At 67.8% G+C, this 15,449-nt stretch carries 14 protein-coding genes; 12 read left to right on the top strand and 2 right to left on the bottom strand.

Annotation, left to right across the window (positions count from 1 at the left end):
• Positions 1-107: 107 nt before the first annotated feature.
• The 8 genes from C7446_RS01855 to ureG all read left to right on the top strand — a co-directional run bounded on the left by C7446_RS01855 (position 108) and on the right by ureG (position 7,653).
• Complete coding sequence (locus tag C7446_RS01855) at positions 108-1,733, top strand: purine-cytosine permease family protein (protein WP_121170720.1); 1,626 nt, start codon at positions 108-110, stop codon at positions 1,731-1,733.
• Between the two features lie 46 nt (positions 1,734-1,779).
• Positions 1,780-2,679 carry an urease accessory protein UreD gene (locus tag C7446_RS01860; RefSeq protein WP_121170721.1) on the top strand — a complete coding sequence of 300 codons (900 nt, stop codon included), beginning with the start codon at positions 1,780-1,782 and terminating at the stop codon, positions 2,677-2,679.
• Between the two features lie 88 nt (positions 2,680-2,767).
• Positions 2,768-3,070 carry an urease subunit gamma gene (locus C7446_RS01865; protein ID WP_121170722.1) on the top strand — a complete coding sequence of 101 codons (303 nt, stop codon included), beginning with the start codon at positions 2,768-2,770 and terminating at the stop codon, positions 3,068-3,070.
• An 86-nt stretch (positions 3,071-3,156) separates the two neighbouring features.
• Positions 3,157-3,480, top strand: coding sequence for an urease subunit beta (locus C7446_RS01870; protein ID WP_121170723.1), 324 nt, complete (start codon positions 3,157-3,159; stop codon positions 3,478-3,480).
• Entirely contained in the window at positions 3,477-5,183 is a 1,707-nt protein-coding gene (gene ureC, locus C7446_RS01875) for an urease subunit alpha (protein WP_121170724.1), read from the top strand. Before C7446_RS01870 ends, ureC begins: the two co-directional genes overlap by 4 nt.
• A gap of 24 nt (positions 5,184-5,207) precedes the next feature.
• Complete coding sequence (locus C7446_RS01880) at positions 5,208-5,846, top strand: urease accessory protein UreE (protein ID WP_425454094.1); 639 nt, start codon at positions 5,208-5,210, stop codon at positions 5,844-5,846.
• Positions 5,758-6,405 carry an urease accessory protein UreF gene (locus tag C7446_RS01885; RefSeq protein WP_425454099.1) on the top strand — a complete coding sequence of 216 codons (648 nt, stop codon included), beginning with the start codon at positions 5,758-5,760 and terminating at the stop codon, positions 6,403-6,405. Before C7446_RS01880 ends, C7446_RS01885 begins: the two co-directional genes overlap by 89 nt.
• A 639-nt stretch (positions 6,406-7,044) precedes the next feature.
• On the top strand, positions 7,045-7,653 hold the full coding sequence (ureG, locus tag C7446_RS01890) for an urease accessory protein UreG (protein WP_121170728.1): 609 nt from the start codon (positions 7,045-7,047) through the stop codon (positions 7,651-7,653).
• A 107-nt stretch (positions 7,654-7,760) separates the two neighbouring features.
• Here the strand turns inward: ureG and C7446_RS01895 are convergent, their stop codons facing one another.
• Positions 7,761-10,370: a beta-glucosidase gene (locus C7446_RS01895; protein ID WP_121170730.1), complete on the bottom strand. Its 2,610-nt coding sequence runs from the start codon at positions 10,368-10,370 to the stop codon at positions 7,761-7,763.
• 396 nt (positions 10,371-10,766) lie between these two features.
• On the opposite strand from C7446_RS01895, the gene C7446_RS16410 reads away from it, so the two are divergent.
• Positions 10,767-10,922, top strand: a complete 156-nt coding sequence (locus C7446_RS16410; RefSeq protein ID WP_170149972.1) for a hypothetical protein — start codon at positions 10,767-10,769, stop codon at positions 10,920-10,922.
• A 68-nt stretch (positions 10,923-10,990) separates the two neighbouring features.
• Here the strand turns inward: C7446_RS16410 and C7446_RS01900 are convergent, their stop codons facing one another.
• Complete coding sequence (locus C7446_RS01900; protein ID WP_170149973.1) at positions 10,991-12,001, bottom strand: alpha/beta fold hydrolase; 1,011 nt, start codon at positions 11,999-12,001, stop codon at positions 10,991-10,993.
• 208 nt (positions 12,002-12,209) lie between these two features.
• Between C7446_RS01900 and C7446_RS01905 the strand changes: the two genes are divergently transcribed.
• The 3 genes from C7446_RS01905 to C7446_RS01915 all read left to right on the top strand — a co-directional run bounded on the left by C7446_RS01905 (position 12,210) and on the right by C7446_RS01915 (position 15,327).
• Positions 12,210-12,806: a HupE/UreJ family protein gene (locus C7446_RS01905; protein ID WP_121170733.1), complete on the top strand. Its 597-nt coding sequence runs from the start codon at positions 12,210-12,212 to the stop codon at positions 12,804-12,806.
• A gap of 73 nt (positions 12,807-12,879) precedes the next feature.
• A complete protein-coding gene (locus C7446_RS01910; protein ID WP_121170735.1) occupies positions 12,880-14,361 on the top strand; it encodes a carboxypeptidase M32 in 1,482 nt (493 codons plus the stop codon).
• A gap of 30 nt (positions 14,362-14,391) precedes the next feature.
• Positions 14,392-15,327, top strand: a complete 936-nt coding sequence (locus tag C7446_RS01915; RefSeq protein WP_121170737.1) for a glutathione S-transferase family protein — start codon at positions 14,392-14,394, stop codon at positions 15,325-15,327.
• The last annotated feature ends 122 nt before the right edge of the window (positions 15,328-15,449 follow it).

Here is a 15,449-nt window from a genome sequence, read left to right on the forward strand (position 1 = left end):
GCTGCACCAGCGAAGTTCACCGTGGTGCCGCGCTCAACGCCACTGACCTTATTCATCACAGCCGCAGCCGGCCTTCATGCCGCAGGGCCGGTGCAGGGAGCACCCGCATGACCACCCGCCAGTCAGGTGTCCGCGAGGCGGCGCCGCGCAGCAGCGACGAAACCCTGGAAGACTATACGCTGCGCTATGCGCCCCGCAGCTTTCGTCGCTGGCGTCCGTCCGTGGTGGCCATCACCGCGCTGGGCGGGATCGCCTATCTGGCCGACTTCTCCATCGGCGCCACCATCGGCCTGACCCACGGCACCCTGAATGCCCTGCTGGGGATCCTGGTGGCCGCGGTGGTGATCTTCGCCACGGGGCTGCCGATCGCGTACTACTGCGCCCGCTACAACATCGATCTGGACCTGGTTACCCGCGGCGCCGGCTTCGGCTACTACGGCTCGGTACTGACCGCGATCATCTTTGCCACCTTCACCTTCATCTTCTTTGCGCTGGAAGGCTCGATCATGGCGCAGGGGCTGCTGCTGGGGCTGGGCATTCCGCTCTGGCTGGGGTATCTGATCTCGACGCTGCTGGTCATTCCGCTGGTGATCTACGGCATGAAGGCGCTGAGTACCCTGCAGGTCTGGACCTCGCCGATCTGGCTGATACTGATGTTCGGGCCGGTGCTCTGGCTGATCCATCGCGATCCGGGCATGGTCTCGACCTGGCTGGCCTTCGACGGCGACAGCGGGCGCGGCGTCAATCTCGCCGAGGTCATGCTGGGCGCCGGGGTGGCGCTGTCGCTGATGGCGCAGATCGGCGAGCAGGTGGACTATCTGCGCTTCATGCCGACCCGCACCGCGGAGAATCGGCGCGCCTGGTGGGCCGGGGTGCTGGCCGCCGGGCCCGGCTGGGTCATCCTGGGCGCCCTCAAGCAGGCGATCGGTGCCTTTCTGGCGGTCTATATCGTCTCCCGGGTGGGCAATACCAGCGCCACCGAGCCGGTCCAGCAGTTCGTGGCGACCTTCGGCCAGCTGGTACCCGGCTGGCTGGCCATGACCCTGGCGGTGATCCTGGTGGTGATCAGCCAGATCAAGATCAACGTCACCAACGCCTATTCGGGGTCGCTGGCCTGGACCAATGCCTTTACCCGGGTGACCGGCCACTATCCCGGCCGGCTGGTGTTCGTGATCATCAACCTCTCCATCGCCCTGGCGCTGATGGAGGCCAACATGTTCGCCGTGCTGGGCGATATTCTCGGCTTCTACTCCAACTGCGCGGTGGCCTGGGTGGTCACGGTGGCCAGCGATATCGTCTTCAACAAGTATCTGCTCGGGCTCTCGCCCCGGCTGCCGGAATTCCGGCGGGGCATGCTGCACGCCGTCAATCCGGTAGGGACGGTCTCCTTCATCGCCTCGGCAGGCCTGTCGATTGCGGCCTACTTCGGCGCCCTGGGCGAGCTGCTGGCGTCCTATTCGCCGCTGGTCGCCATCGTGGTGGCGCTGGTGATGACGCCGCTGATGGCCGCGATCACCCGGGGGCGCTACTACCTCAGACAGCGTGACGACGGCATGGCAACCCCGCGCTTTCTGCCCGATGGCACGCCGGGCGATACGCTGCATCAGTGCGTGGCCTGCGAGGCGACCTTCGAGCGGCCGGATGTGCTCTACTCGGCGCAGCATCAGGGCGTGATCTGCTCGCTCTGTCTGAGTACCGGTGACCGCCATGCCGTACCGGCGCCGGCACAGTGAAAGGCAGGATGGGTCCGGACCCGGTGAGGATGGGAATGAACACGTGATGAGCGAACAGGCAGAGCGACAGGGCAGCCGGGCCGAGGGGCCGGCGGACAGCGGCCACCGCTTCGATGCCGCACGGCGCTGGCCGGCGTCGCTGGAACTGCAGTTCGCCCCGCGCGGCGACCGGACCCGGCTGGTTCGCAGTCGCCATCAGGGGCCGCTGCGGGTGCAGCGCCCCTTTCATCCGGAAGGTGCGCCCTGCCATCTCTATCTGCTGCATCCCCCGGGGGGGCTGGCCAGCGGCGATGCGCTCGACATGCGCATTCATGTGGCCGCGGGGGCCGAGGCGCTGGTGACCACGCCGGCGGCGACCAAGCTCTACCGCAGCGATGCTCGCGGCGTGGCGTTCGAGCAGCATGCCCGGCTGGCGGTCGAGTCCGGGGGCGTGCTCGAGTGGCTGCCGCAGGAGACCATCGCCTTCGACGGGGCCCGCGGTACGCAGACCACCCATATCGAGCTGGCCGCCGGAGCCGCGACGCTGGGCTGGGAGGTGCTGGCGCTGGGCCGGCCGGCAGGCGCGCAGCCCTATCGCCACGGCATGCTCGAACAGCGCTTTCGCCTCGAACGTGGCGGCCGGGTGCTGTGGCACGAGCGTCAGCCGCTCGATCCCCGGCATCCGCGCTTTGCCGGTCGCTGGGGGCAGGGCGGTGCCACGGTACAGGCGACCCTGTGGGCCGTGGGGCTCGACGCGCCGGAGGCGAGCGTGGCGGCGCTGCGCGAGACGCTCGTCGATGAGCCGCCGACCTGCTGGGCGGTCACGCTGCGCTGGGAGGTGCTGCTGCTGCGCTATCTCGGTGATGACACCCGTACCGCCTGGCGGCTGTGTGAACGTGCCTGGCAGCTGTTGCGACCGCGCCTCTCCGGCCGGCCGGCGTGTGCGCCGCGCATCTGGGCGACCTGAACCACCCCCGGGCGGCCCGGCCCGGTGAGTGCATTTTGAAACCGCAATGCCACCGCATGGCTGGCATCTTGCTGCAGGAGCATGGCCGATGGAACTGACACCAAGGGACCGGGACAAGCTGATGCTGTTCTCGGCAGCCCAGCTGGCCGAGCGGCGTCGCGCCCGCGGGCTGAAGCTGAACTATCCGGAAGCGGTGGCGCTGATCAGCTTCGAGATTCTCGAAGGCGCCCGCGACGGCAGGAGCGTGGCCGAACTGATGAGCTACGGTCGCGAGATTCTCACCCGCGATGATGTCCAGGAGGGCGTGCCCGAGATGATCGAGGATGTGCAGGTCGAGGCGACCTTCGCGGACGGCACCAAGCTGGTGACCGTGCATGATCCGATCGTCTGAGGGCGCGACGGCGGCGGGCTCGCCGCCCGGTCGTCGCGCCCCTCGCTTTTGCACCGACACTCCATCCACAGGGCGGGAGCAGACCCATGATCCCCGGTGAATATCAGCTGCAGGACGGCGAGATCGAACTCAATGCCGAGCGCGAGCGGCGCACGCTGGCGGTGGCCAATACCGGCGACCGGCCGGTGCAGGTGGGCTCGCACTATCACTTTGCCGAGACCAATTCCGCGCTCGATTTCGATCGCGGTGCGGCGCGCGGCTTTCGGCTCGATGTGCCGGCGGGTTCGGCGGTGCGCTTCGAGCCCGGCCAGACCCGGGATGTGACGCTGGTGGCGCTGGCCGGCCGGCGTCATGTCTACGGCTTTCGCGGCGAGGTGATGGGCCCGCTGGATGAGGAGGACACCGCATGAGTCGCATCTCCCGACAGGCCTATGCCGACATGTACGGCCCCACCACCGGTGACCGGGTACGGCTGGGCGACACCGAGCTGTTCATCGAGGTCGAGCGCGACTGTACCGTGCCCGGCGAGGAGGTGAAGTTCGGCGGCGGCAAGGTCATCCGCGACGGCATGGGGCAGGGCCAGCGCACCGACGCGGCGGTGCCCGATACCGTGATCACCAATGCGCTGATTCTCGACTGGTGGGGAGTGGTCAAGGCGGATGTGGCGATCCGCCATGGGCGCATCAGCGCCATCGGCAAGGCCGGCAACCCGGATACCCAGTCCGCGGTCACCATTCCGCTCGGGCCGGGCACCGAGGTGATCGCCGGCGAAGGCAAGATCCTGACCGCCGGCGGACTGGATGCGCATGTCCACTTCATCTGCCCCCAGCAGGTCGATGAGGCGCTGGCGTCCGGGATCACCACCATGCTGGGGGGCGGCACCGGCCCGGCGACCGGCACCAACGCCACCACCTGCACGCCGGGCGAGTGGCATCTGGCGCGGATGCTGGAGGCGGTCGATGGCATGCCGATGAACGTCGGTCTGCTCGGCAAGGGCAATACCAGCGATCCGGCCGGAATCGAGATGCAGATCCGCGCCGGCGCGATGGGGCTCAAGCTGCACGAGGACTGGGGCACCACGCCGGCGACCATCGACAACTGCCTGAGCGTGGCCGAACGCTTCGATGTGCAGGTGGCGATTCATACCGATACCCTCAACGAGGCCGGCTTCGTCGAGGAGACCTTCCGCGCCTTCCGCGAGCGCGGCATCCACACCTATCACACCGAAGGGGCCGGCGGCGGCCACGCCCCGGACATCATCACCGCCTGCGGGCTGGCGCACGTGCTGCCGTCGTCGACCAATCCCACCCGGCCCTACACGGTCAACACCATCGACGAGCACCTCGACATGCTGATGGTGTGCCACCACCTCGACCCCGCCATTCCCGAGGATGTGGCGTTCGCCGACTCGCGCATCCGCCGCGAAACCATTGCCGCCGAGGATATCCTGCACGACCTGGGGGCGCTGTCGATGATCGCCTCCGACGCCCAGGCGATGGGCCGGGTCGGCGAAGTGATCTGCCGCACCTGGCAGACCGCGCACAAGATGAAGCAGCAGCGTGGCGGGCTGGGGACGGCCGCCGACGGTCCGGTGGACAACTTCCGGGCCCGGCGCTATATCGCCAAGTACACCATCAACCCGGCGATCACCCACGGCATCGCCCACGAGGTGGGCTCGGTCGAGGTCGGCAAGCTGGCCGATCTGGTGCTGTGGAAGCCGGGCTTCTTCGGCGTCAAGCCGGCGCTGGTGCTCAAGGGCGGCATGATCGCGCTGGCGCCGATGGGCGATCCCAACGCCTCGATTCCCACTCCGCAGCCGGTGCACTACCGACCGATGTTCGGCAGCCACGGCCGGGCAGCCAGTGCCACCCGGCTGACCTTCGTCAGTCAGGCGGCGATCGATGCCGATCTCGGCCGCCGGCTGGGGCTGGCGAGTCCCCTGAGCGCGGTGCGTGACGTGCGCGGCGTGCGCAAGGGGGACATGAAGCTCAACGACGCCCTGCCGAGGATCGAGGTCGATCCGCAGACCTACGAGGTGCACGCCGATGGCGAGCTCCTGAGCTGCGAGCCGGCCGCCGAGCTGCCGCTGGCCCAGCGCTATCACCTGTTCTGACCCCGCAAGGAGCGGCTGACCGACATGTACAAGGCGATCGAGCGCCTGAACCGCGAGGCACTGGCGCATGCGCCAGTGCTGGATACCCTGACCCACGAGCAGCGCTCGCGCGGCCGGCTGCGCGCCACCAGCGATGACGGACACGATGTCGGCCTGTTCCTCGAGCGTGGCCCGGTGCTGCGCGACGGCGACGGCGTGCGGCTCGAAGGTGGCGAGGTGCTGCTGATCCGGGCCGCCGCCGAGCCGGTGGCCACCGCGCGCATCGAGGGCGCGCTGGCGCTGGCGCGGCTCTGCTATCACCTCGGCAACCGCCACGTGCCGCTGGCGATCGGCGAGGATGCGCAGGGAGGCTTCGTGCGGCTGCAGCCGGATCATGTGCTGGAAGCACTGGCCGAGCGGCTGGGTGCCCGGCTCGAGCGGGGCGAGGCGCCGTTTGACCCCGAGTCCGGCGCCTATGCCGAGGGGCATGGGGGCATGCCCACGCGCATGATCATCATCCGGCCTCCGGGCACCCGCACGAATGAGCGAAGCGGCCACCCCGCTCCCGGGCGGCGAACTCGCGCTGCTGGGACTGTTGCAGCTGGTCAGCCCGGCGCTGCCGGTGGGGGCCTTTGCCTGGTCACAGGGGCTGGAGAGCGCCTTCGAGCTGGACTGGGTGCGTGACGAGGCGAGCCTCGGCGACTGGCTCGAGGGTGTGTTGTTCGATGGCATCGGCCGCCTGGAGCTGCCGCTGCTGCCGCGCCTGCTGCGTGCCTGGCGGGCCGAGGATGTCGCGGCGCTGGTCGAGTGGAACGACTGGCTGCTGGCGGCGCGCGAGACCCGCGAGCTGCTGGAAGAGGATGTCCAGCTGGGGCACTCGCTGCGGCGCTGGCTGGAGGGGCTGGGGCTGGCGCCCGAGCCGGGCGTGCTGGCCCGACTGGAGACCCTGGCCTACGTCACGCTGTTTGCCCGGGCGGCCCGGATGCGCGGGCTCGACGAGCGCACCGCCACCCTGGGATTCGGCTGGGCGTGGCTGGAGAACCAGCTGGGCGCGGCCTGCAAGGCGCTGCGGCTGGGGCAGAGCGCGGCGCAGCGGGTGATCGAGCGGCTACGCCCGCGGCTGATCGAGGCGGTCGATATTGCCGAGACGCTGGCCGATGACGAGCTGGGCCCGGTCACGCCGGGGGTGACGCTGGCGAGCGCACTGCATGAGACGCAGTATTCGCGGCTGTTTCGCAGCTGAGCGCCGAAAAACATCGCGACTGAAGTCGCTCCTACAGAAGACGGCTCTGTTGTCCTGCAGGCGGGCTTCGATCGCGAAATATCAGCGGCGTTCGAATGAATCGCCCGCGGAAGGTGGGCAGAAGGTTGCCTGCAGGAGCGACTTCAGTCGCGAAATATCAGCGGCGCCCGGATGAACCCGCCGCCGCGGGAGATGGGCAGAAGGTTGCCTGCAGGAGCGGCTTCAGTCGCGAAATATCAGCGGCGTTTGAATGAACCCGCCGCCATGGAAGATGGGCAGAAGGTTGCCTGCAGGAGCGACTTCAGTCGCGACACATCAGCGGCGTTCGAATGAACCCGCCGCCGCCGGAGATGGGCAGAAGGTTGCCTGCAGGAGCGACTTCAGTCGCGAAATATCAGCGGCGTTTGAATGAACCCGCCGCCGCGGGAGATGGGCAGAAGGTTGCCTGCAGGAGCGACTTCAGTCGCGAAATATCAGTGGCGTTTGAATGAACCCGCCGCCATGGGAGATGGGCAGAAGGTTGCCTGTAGGAGCGACTTCAGTCGCGAAATATCAGCGGCATTTGAAACGAATCCGCTCCTGACGCGAACGTCATCGCAGGAGCGCCATCCTGACAATCGGAACAGAAGGATCAGGACAATGACACAGTGTCTTCGGGTCGGCATCGGCGGCCCGGTGGGATCAGGCAAGACCGCGCTGCTGCTGCAGCTCTGCCGGGCGCTGCGCGAGCGGGTCAATCTCGCCGTGGTGACCAACGACATCTACACTCGCGAGGATGCCGAATTTCTCCAGCGTCACGAGGCGCTTTCCAGCGATCGCATCATCGGCGTGGAAACCGGCGGCTGCCCGCATACCGCGATCCGCGAGGACGCCTCGATGAACCTGGCGGCCATCGACGAGCTCCATCAGCGCCATGAGGGGCTGGAGCTGGTGCTGATCGAGTCCGGCGGCGACAACCTGGCCGCGACCTTCAGCCCCGAGCTCTCCGATCTCACCCTCTACGTGATCGATGTCTCCGCCGGCGACAAGATTCCGCGCAAGGGCGGGCCGGGGATTACCCGCTCGGATCTGCTGATCATCAACAAGATCGATCTGGCCCCGCAGGTGGGCGCCGATCTCGACGTGATGGATCGCGACGCCCGCAGGATGCGCGGCGAGCGGCCGTTCGTGTTCACCAATCTGCATGAGGGTAGCGGGCTCGATACCATTCTCGCCTTCATTACCGAGCGCGGCATGCTGGCGGCTTGAAATGGCCATGGCGGGGGCGGGCCGTGTGAGCGTGGCCGTATGCGCGACAGGTAGCGGGCGCCATCGACATGACGCCCGCTGAGATGGCCGGTATCGACCGTGGCCGGTTATATCCTGACGGTGGCCGGATCCGCCAGCGGGTTGCTGTCGTGCACGTCCAGCGCCCGCTCGCGGTCGCGCTCGATGAACCCGATCGTGTGCGTGTGGCGGCACGAGGTGCCGATTTCGATGGGATAGCACCCGGCATCGACGATCCACTGCGTGCGGTCCGGGTCGAAGCGGGCCAGCGCCCGGTCATGCAGTTCGAGCGACAGGAAGCGGGTTTCGCCCGGTTGCAGCATGACCCGGGTAAAGGCGCGCAGTACCCGTAGCGGGCGCTCGACCTCGCTGTGCTCGGGCGCTCCCACGTAGAGCTGGATCACCTCGGCGGCGGCCCGGTCACCGACATTGGTGATGCGGCCCACGGCCCGGGTACGGCCATCCGGCTCATCCAGCAGCGTGAAGTCCTCCAGTTCGAAGCGGGAGTAGCTCAGACCGAAGCCGAACGGGAAGAGCGGTGTGCGCTGCAGCCTGTCATAGCCACGATAGCCGATATCCAGCCCCTCGCTGTAGACCATCCGCTCGATGGCGTTGTCGTCGTCACCATAGGCCTCGCTCGGCGCGGGGTAGCTGCCATGGGCCGGGTTATCCTCGACGGTGCGTTCGATCGAGATCGGCAGCCGGCCGCTGGGCGAGATGTCGCCGTAGAGGATTTCGGCCAGTGCGCGGCCACCGTGCTGGCCCGGATACCAGGCGTGCAGTACGGCCCCGACGCGTGTCAGCCAGGAGTCCATGGCGAGTCCGGTGCCGCCGTGCAGGACCACCACGGTATGCGGGTTGCGCGAGGCGATGCTTTCGATCAGTTCGGCCTGGAACTCCGGCAGTTCGAAGTCGTGATCGAACGCCTCGCCCTCGTATTCGGCACTGTTGCCGGCGGCCACGATGACGGCGTCATAGTCGGCCAGCGCAGCCGGCGCGGCCAGCGAGGCCCAGCTCATCTGCACGCCCTGCAGCCCGCCCAGGGTGCCGGAGAAGCCGCTGCGCCGGGTGTATTCGAGTACCACCCGGTAGGCCCGGCCGGCCTGCAGTGCCCGGGCGCGAGCGTTGCGGGCCGCGGGATCGGGAATGGTCGGCGCCGGCAGCTCGTTGGCGGCATCGAGGATCAGCTCATCATCGACCCAGAGCCGTATCGGGCCATCGGCGCGCACCTTGAAGACATGATCGCCTTCGAGTTCGGGGCGGATGAAACCGGTGAAGCGGGCCGAGAGGGCGCCGGCCCGGGTATCGAACCTGTTGTTCCAGCTGTTGGTGGTGCCGAAGTCGGTCACGTTCTCGTTGGTCGAGAAATCCCAGTTGAGTGCCGGTTCGATGCGCTCGAAGGTGGGTTCGGCCTGATCGAAATCATCGGTGGCGTAATAGGCGCCATGGAGCCCCCGGACTTCCTCTCCCGCGTCATCAAGGGTGAACCAGACACTGTTGCGCGGGTTGAGGGCCAGCGACTCGATGAAGTCCACCCGTGCCCCGTCACCGGCCAGATCGCGCAGACCATCGAGTTCGCTGGTGTAGTCCACCGGGTCGATGTTGGCACTGCCGAACCCGGTGGGCGGTGCGTTGCGGCTCAGCTCTCCGACCACGGCGATTCGTTGCTGCCGGTTGAGCGGCAGTAGCGGGCGGCGGTGGCAGGCGGGTTCGTTGCGCAGCAGGACAATGCCCTGGCGGGCGATCTCCAGCGCCACCCGCTGGCTCTCGGCGCTGTGGATTTCGCCCGAGCCTTCCGGCAGCGCCTCATCGAAGCCGAAGCGCAGGATCTGGCGCATGATGCGGCGCACCTTGTCATCGATGATGCTTTCCTCGAGCGTGCTGTCCTCCAGTGCCGGCATCAGCGTCTCGGCATTCATCCGGTAGCCGGTGGGGCGGTCGATGTCGGTGCCGGCCTGTGCCGCCTTCAGACCATCGATGATGCCGTTGTAATCACTCTCCACCAGCCCCTGGTACTGCCAGTCGCCCTTGAGAATATCGCTGAGGATATGCGCATTCTCACAACCGTAGTCGCCGTTGACCCGATTGAGGGTGGCCATGATCGAGGCAGGGTGCGCATTCTTGACCACCGACTCGAAAGCCAGCAGATAGTGTTCGCGCAGGGTGCGCTCGTCGATGATCTCATCGAGGTAAAAGCGGTTGGTCTCCTGGTTGTTGGCGGTCAGGTGCTTGACGCTGCACCACACACCGCGCGACTGGATGCCGTTGATGGCGGCGGCAGCCAGTACGCTGCCCAGCATCGGCTCTTCGCCGGTCATGTGCTCGAAGGCACGACCGCCATAGGGCATCCGGTAGAGGTTGAGCCCCGGGCCGAGAATCTGCTGGAAACCGGCTTCACGGGTATCGAATCCCAGTGCCCGACCGTAACGTTTGGCCAGATCGAGGTTCCAGCTCGACGCCAGTGTCTGTCCGGCCGGATAGCCGACGCCGGGTTGTGAGCCGAAGCGAACCCCCAGTGAGGCATCGGTGCCCCGGATGCGGGGCAGCCCCAGACTTTCCCGGGGTTTGACATCCCAGTCCAGCTCACCACCGATGTAGTCGAGCTTCTCTGCAAGTGTCATCTGTCCGAGCAGCGTGTCGATGCGCGTCTCGATTTCGGCCGCGTCGGCGGACATGGCGTGGTGTTGTGAAGCATTCATGGCTGATCATTCCTGTTCGAGATGATGGAAAGGCGCGCCATTGAGCGGGATGTCATGGCGCACTGACGTCGCCGTCTTTCTCTGTCAGTGGCGACGCTTTCACCATGATTTAATCGTTTTTAAAGAGAAATCTGATGCAGGTGTGAGGGGAAAATGCGACATCCGGCAATGACGATGAAAGTTTTCGGGTTGCCGATTGCGGATGTAATGCAAATCACTGGTTTCAGGTTTTATTTTTGCAATTAACGAAGCCGTAAGAGCGCTTCTGGCGCCGGCAATGAAGGTTTCATGAGTGCAATGGCCGGCGCTGATCAGGTGCCGGTTCAGGGGAGGGTCGCAGGGGCCGGTTACCGTGGCTGATGGTCGTCGAGGAACAGTCGGGCCGGTGCCGGGGTGGTGCAGCGACCGCTGGCCGGCGGGCTGGAGACCGACTTCTGCCTGCTCACCCCACGCGAGCAGCCGCTTTCGCAGCTGGCCCGGGAGTTCGTCACGCTGTTCGAGCGCGAATACGACCGGGTAATCGTCGGGGCGGGAGCGCCTGCCCGGGCCTGATGCTGCCCGGCCATCGTGTCGTCCGGCAAGGCGCGAACGGCCACCGCAGGCGGCCGTCGCCGGCTTGTTTACTCTTCGGGGGGTGTCAGGGCCCGCTGGCGGATGCCGTTGATCTCGTCGGCAATGATTTCGGGATGATCCTCCGGGGTGAAGTGATAGCCGTCGGGAATGCGGCGCACCGGAGCGGCACCGAGCAGCTGGCCCAGCCGCTCGCCGGCGGCGATGTCGAGCAGGTCGTGCTCGCCCCAGATCAGCCCGATGGGGCAGTCGGGGGTGGTGCTCAGGCGATCGGCCACGGCCAGGGTGTCGCGGGCATCCAGATGGCGCAGCTGGTTGGCGAGTCCGGCCGGGCCGGTGGCCTGGTTGTAGGGTGACCAGTGCAGCAGCGCCGCGTCCTGCCCCCGCTGCTCGTCGGCATGGCCGTATTTGGCCAGGCAGTGCATGAAACCGGGGCGCAGCAGCGCCGGGGGCGTGGTCGCCACCAGCCGGTTGAAGCGCTGCCCCCACTGCATCGCCGGCACCGGCCAGTTGTCGAAGGCCACCGAATCGACCAGCACGGCACCGGCACAGTACTCGGGGTGCGCGGCCAGCAGTGCCTGCACCACGCCACCGCCGACGTCATGGCCGACGAAGATGGCGCGCTCGATGCCCTGCGACTGCAGCCAGGCGGCCAGGTAATCGGCCTGGGCCGGGATGGAGATATCACGGCCCAGCCCCTCGTCGATCGACCAGCCGTAGCCCACCATCTCCCAGGCGAGGCAGCGGCTGCCGCCGTTCACCAGATGCGGGATCACGTGGCGCCACAGGCGCGGGCCGGTGGGGATGCCATGAATCATGATGACCGGCAGCTCGTCGCCGTCGCTGTCGCCATGCGCCTCCCAGCGCATCACCAGGTCGTTGACCAGGGCGCTGTGGGAGAGCTCCGGCGCGGTCGGGGTGAGGCTGTCCGAGCGGCGCGCACGCAGCGCCTGGTGTTTCTGCCAGGAGGTCCACGCCATCCAGGCAGCCGTACCGGCCACCAGCCAGCGCCCGTAGCGGGGGCGGCGGGGTCTGTCATCATCGAAGCGTTCGCGATCCATGTGAGCACCCGATTCGGTCGGGCCCGTGCGGGCCGTGCAGGAATGTGTCTTGCTATCCTGAGCGTAGTCCGCCCCGGCCGACACGCAATGGCGCCCTGTGCTCATGGCGGCGGGATCGGTCGTGCAGGGCGAGGAGCGGATGCAGTAGAGTGTCGAGGGACCGGCATGTCCGCCAAGGCTCAACCCACTCCAATCACAAGGACCTTTCATGCGCCCGTATACCACAACGACCACCGCCCTGCTGGCCCTGTTCGGCATGGCCATGGCCTCTCCGGCGCTGGCCCACCCCGCGCTGCTGCCGCATACCCATGGCGGCGGCCTGATGGCCGGGCTGCTGCACCCGCTGACCGGGCTCGATCACCTGCTGGCGATGGGCGCCATCGGACTCTGGAGCGCGCGCCAGAGCGACCGGCTGCGCCGCTGGATGCCGCTGCTGGTGGCGCTGGGCATGCTGGCCGGCGCCGGCATGGCCTGGGCCGGTGTACCGCTGCTGGGCGTCGAGTTCGGCATCGCCATGAGCGTGCTGCTGGCCGGTCTGATGATTGCCGCCATGGTGCGTCTGCCGAGCGTTGCGGGGGCGGGGCTGGTGTTCGCCTTCATCCTGCTGCACGGTCACGCCCACGGCAGCGAGCTGGCTCCGAACGCCTCGGCGCTCTACTACGCGCTCGGCTTTCTCGCCTCGAGCGTGGCCATCACCCTGACAGGCCGGCTGCTCGGCGGCTGGCTGGCCCGGCGCGACGATCGCATCAGCCGGACCCTGGGTGGCGTCATTGCGCTGGCCGGTGGCGCACTGACGCTGGGCTGAATCGATTGCTGTCACCTTGCGCCGGCCCCACGGGTCGGCGCTCCTTTCCCTCCCGTTTTCGGAACACCGTGTCATGAGTGCCTATCAGCAGCTGACGGATCTCTTTCAACGTCTCTCCCGCTATGAACATCTCGGCGCCATGGCCGGCTGGGACCAGCTCACCATGATGCCGGAAGGTGGCAGCGAGGCCCGGGCCGAGGCCATGGCGGAGCTGGAGGTGCTGATGCACCACACGCTGACCGCGCCAGAGGTCGGCGAGTGGCTGGCGCAGGCCGCCACCGAGTCGCTGGATGACACGCAGCACGCCAACCTGCGCGAGATGCAGCGGGCCTGGCATGACGCCGTGGTGCTGCCGGAGCGGCTGGTGGAGGCCCGCTCGCTGGCCGGTGCGCGCTGCGAGCAGGCGTGGCGGCGGCAGCGCCCCGAGAACGACTGGGCAGGATTTGCCGCCAATCTGCGCGAGGTGGTCAGCCTCTCCCGCGAGGAGGCCGCCATTCGCGCCGAGGCCACCGGTACCGGCCGCTACGAGGCGCTGCTGAACAAGTTCGAGCCGGGCCTGGGTGTGGCCGAGCTCGACCGGCTCTTCGATGACCTGCGCGGCTGGCTGCCGGAGCTGCTCACGCGGGTGGTCGAGCGCCAGCGCGCGCATCCGGTGCGTACCCCCGAGGGGCCGTTCGATCGCGAGGCGCAGCGCCGGCTGGGCGTGGCGACCATGACCCGGCTGGGCTTCGACTTCGATCACGGCCGGCTGGATGTCAGCCTGCATCCGTTCTGCGGGGGCGTGCCCGAGGATGTGCGCCTGACCACCCGCTACCGCGAGGATGAGTGTCTGGGCGCGCTGATGGGCATCATTCACGAGACCGGTCACGCCCGCTACGAACAGAACCTGCCGCAGGCGTGGCGCGGCCAGCCGCTCGGCCGGGCACGCTCGATGGGCGTCCACGAATCGCAGAGCCTGACCTTCGAGATGCAGCTCGGGCGCAGCGAGGCCTTCCTGCGCCAGCTCGCCCCGCAGCTGGTCGAGCACTTCGGTGCGCGCGCCGGCTTCGAGGCCGACAACCTGGTGCGGCTGGCCCAGCACGTCGAGCCGGGGCTGATCCGGGTCGATGCCGACGAGGTCTCCTATCCGGCGCATATCCTGCTGCGCTACGAGATCGAGCGCTCGCTGATCGAGGGCGCCATCGAGGTCGATGACATCCCGGCGCTGTGGGACGAGAAGATGCAGCACTATCTCGGCCTTGACACCCGGGGCAACTACCGCGACGGTCCGATGCAGGACATCCACTGGACCGACGGCGCCTTCGGCTACTTTCCGACCTACAGTCTCGGCGCGATGCTGGCCGCCCAGCTGATGGCGGCTGCGCGGCGTGCGCAGCCCGGGCTCGACGAGCAAATCGCCGCCGGCGACCCGGGCGGGCTGTTCGACTGGCTGAAAACGCATGTCTGGCAGCAGGGCAGCCGTTTCGATACCCCCGAGCTGATCCGCCGGGCAACCGGCGAGCCGCTTGATGCCGGCTACTACCGGCGCCATCTTGAAGCGCGCTACGCCGGCTGAGCCCGACGCAGCGCTCACCGGAGCCTGCCCATGACCCTGCCGATCCTGCACCACTTCGATGCCTCGCCCTTCTCCGAGAAGATCCGCCTGCTGATGGGTTACAAGCAGCTGACCTGGGGCTCGGTGCAGGTGCCGCGAATCATGCCCAAACCGGCACTCGTGCCGCTGACCGGCGGTTACCGGCGTACACCGGTGATGCAGCTCGGGCGGGACATCTACTGCGACACGGCGCTGATCGCGCGTACGCTGGAGCGGCGGCAGCCGAGCCCGACGCTGCTGCCCCCGGCCCAGCTGGCCAGCATTGCCGCGCTGGAGCAGCTCGCCGATCGTCAGCTCTTTCTGGCCGCCGTACCGCTGCTGTTGCGACCGGCCGGGCGGCAGGCACTGGTCGAGCGGCTGGGGGAGGCGTTCGTGGCCCGCTTTCAGCAGGATCGGGCCGAGCTTTTTGCCAGCGGTAGTACCGGGCGGCCCGATGAGGCCTTCTCCCGACAGGTGCTGAAGCCCACGCTGGCGCTGCTGGAAGCGCAGCTGACGGCGGCGCCCTTCATGCTCGGCGTGGCCCCGACGCTGGCCGATTTCGCGCTCTATCACCCGATCTGGTATCTCCGCCACAACCCCGCTGGCGCCAGCGAGCTTGACGGCCATCCGCGGCTGCTGGACTGGTACGAGCGCATGGCCGCCTTCGGCCACGGCAGGCCGCAGGAAATGCCGGCGCAGGAAGCGCTGACGGTCGCGGCCGGCTGCCGGCAGTGGCAGCCGCTGCCAGGCGACTTCGATTGCACGCTCGAGCTGGCGGCGGGGCGCCGGGTCGCGATGGCCGCCACCGACTACGGCACCGAGCCGGTGACGGGCGAACTGATTCATGTCGGGCCGGAGAGCATGACCCTGGCTCGCCACGACGAGACCATCGGCGTGGTGCGAGTTCACTTCCCGCGTCAGGGCTTTGCAGTTTGCGCGCTCGACTGAAGCGCCGTATCCCGGTTGGCCGGCGGGCGCCATTGCCCTGCTCAATCCGCTCGATTGCCCTTGAAGGGGCCCGCCATTTGCTAAGCTTGAATTCAGTACTCCTGCCCGCGCGTGCCAAGTGG

It is taken from the genome of Kushneria sinocarnis (genome assembly GCF_003633775.1).
GTDB classification, from domain to species: Bacteria; Pseudomonadota; Gammaproteobacteria; order Pseudomonadales; family Halomonadaceae; genus Kushneria; species Kushneria sinocarnis.

Excerpts from the sequence above, each read along its gene's own strand:
- C7446_RS01900 (WP_170149973.1), bottom strand. The coding sequence starts at position 12,001 with ATGGATCGCGAACGCTTCGATGATGACAGACCCCGCCGCCCCCGCTAC.
- C7446_RS01880 (WP_425454094.1), top strand. The coding sequence starts at position 5,208 with ATGTACAAGGCGATCGAGCGCCTGAACCGCGAGGCACTGGCGCATGCG.
- C7446_RS01910 (WP_121170735.1), top strand. The coding sequence starts at position 12,880 with ATGAGTGCCTATCAGCAGCTGACGGATCTCTTTCAACGTCTCTCCCGC.
- C7446_RS01855 (WP_121170720.1), top strand. The coding sequence starts at position 108 with ATGACCACCCGCCAGTCAGGTGTCCGCGAGGCGGCGCCGCGCAGCAGC.
- C7446_RS01905 (WP_121170733.1), top strand. The coding sequence starts at position 12,210 with ATGCGCCCGTATACCACAACGACCACCGCCCTGCTGGCCCTGTTCGGC.
- C7446_RS01860 (WP_121170721.1), top strand. The coding sequence starts at position 1,780 with ATGAGCGAACAGGCAGAGCGACAGGGCAGCCGGGCCGAGGGGCCGGCG.
- C7446_RS01865 (WP_121170722.1), top strand. The coding sequence starts at position 2,768 with ATGGAACTGACACCAAGGGACCGGGACAAGCTGATGCTGTTCTCGGCA.
- C7446_RS01915 (WP_121170737.1), top strand. The coding sequence starts at position 14,392 with ATGACCCTGCCGATCCTGCACCACTTCGATGCCTCGCCCTTCTCCGAG.
- ureC (WP_121170724.1), top strand. The coding sequence starts at position 3,477 with ATGAGTCGCATCTCCCGACAGGCCTATGCCGACATGTACGGCCCCACC.
- C7446_RS01870 (WP_121170723.1), top strand. The coding sequence starts at position 3,157 with ATGATCCCCGGTGAATATCAGCTGCAGGACGGCGAGATCGAACTCAAT.
- C7446_RS01895 (WP_121170730.1), bottom strand. The coding sequence starts at position 10,370 with ATGAATGCTTCACAACACCACGCCATGTCCGCCGACGCGGCCGAAATC.
- ureG (WP_121170728.1), top strand. The coding sequence starts at position 7,045 with ATGACACAGTGTCTTCGGGTCGGCATCGGCGGCCCGGTGGGATCAGGC.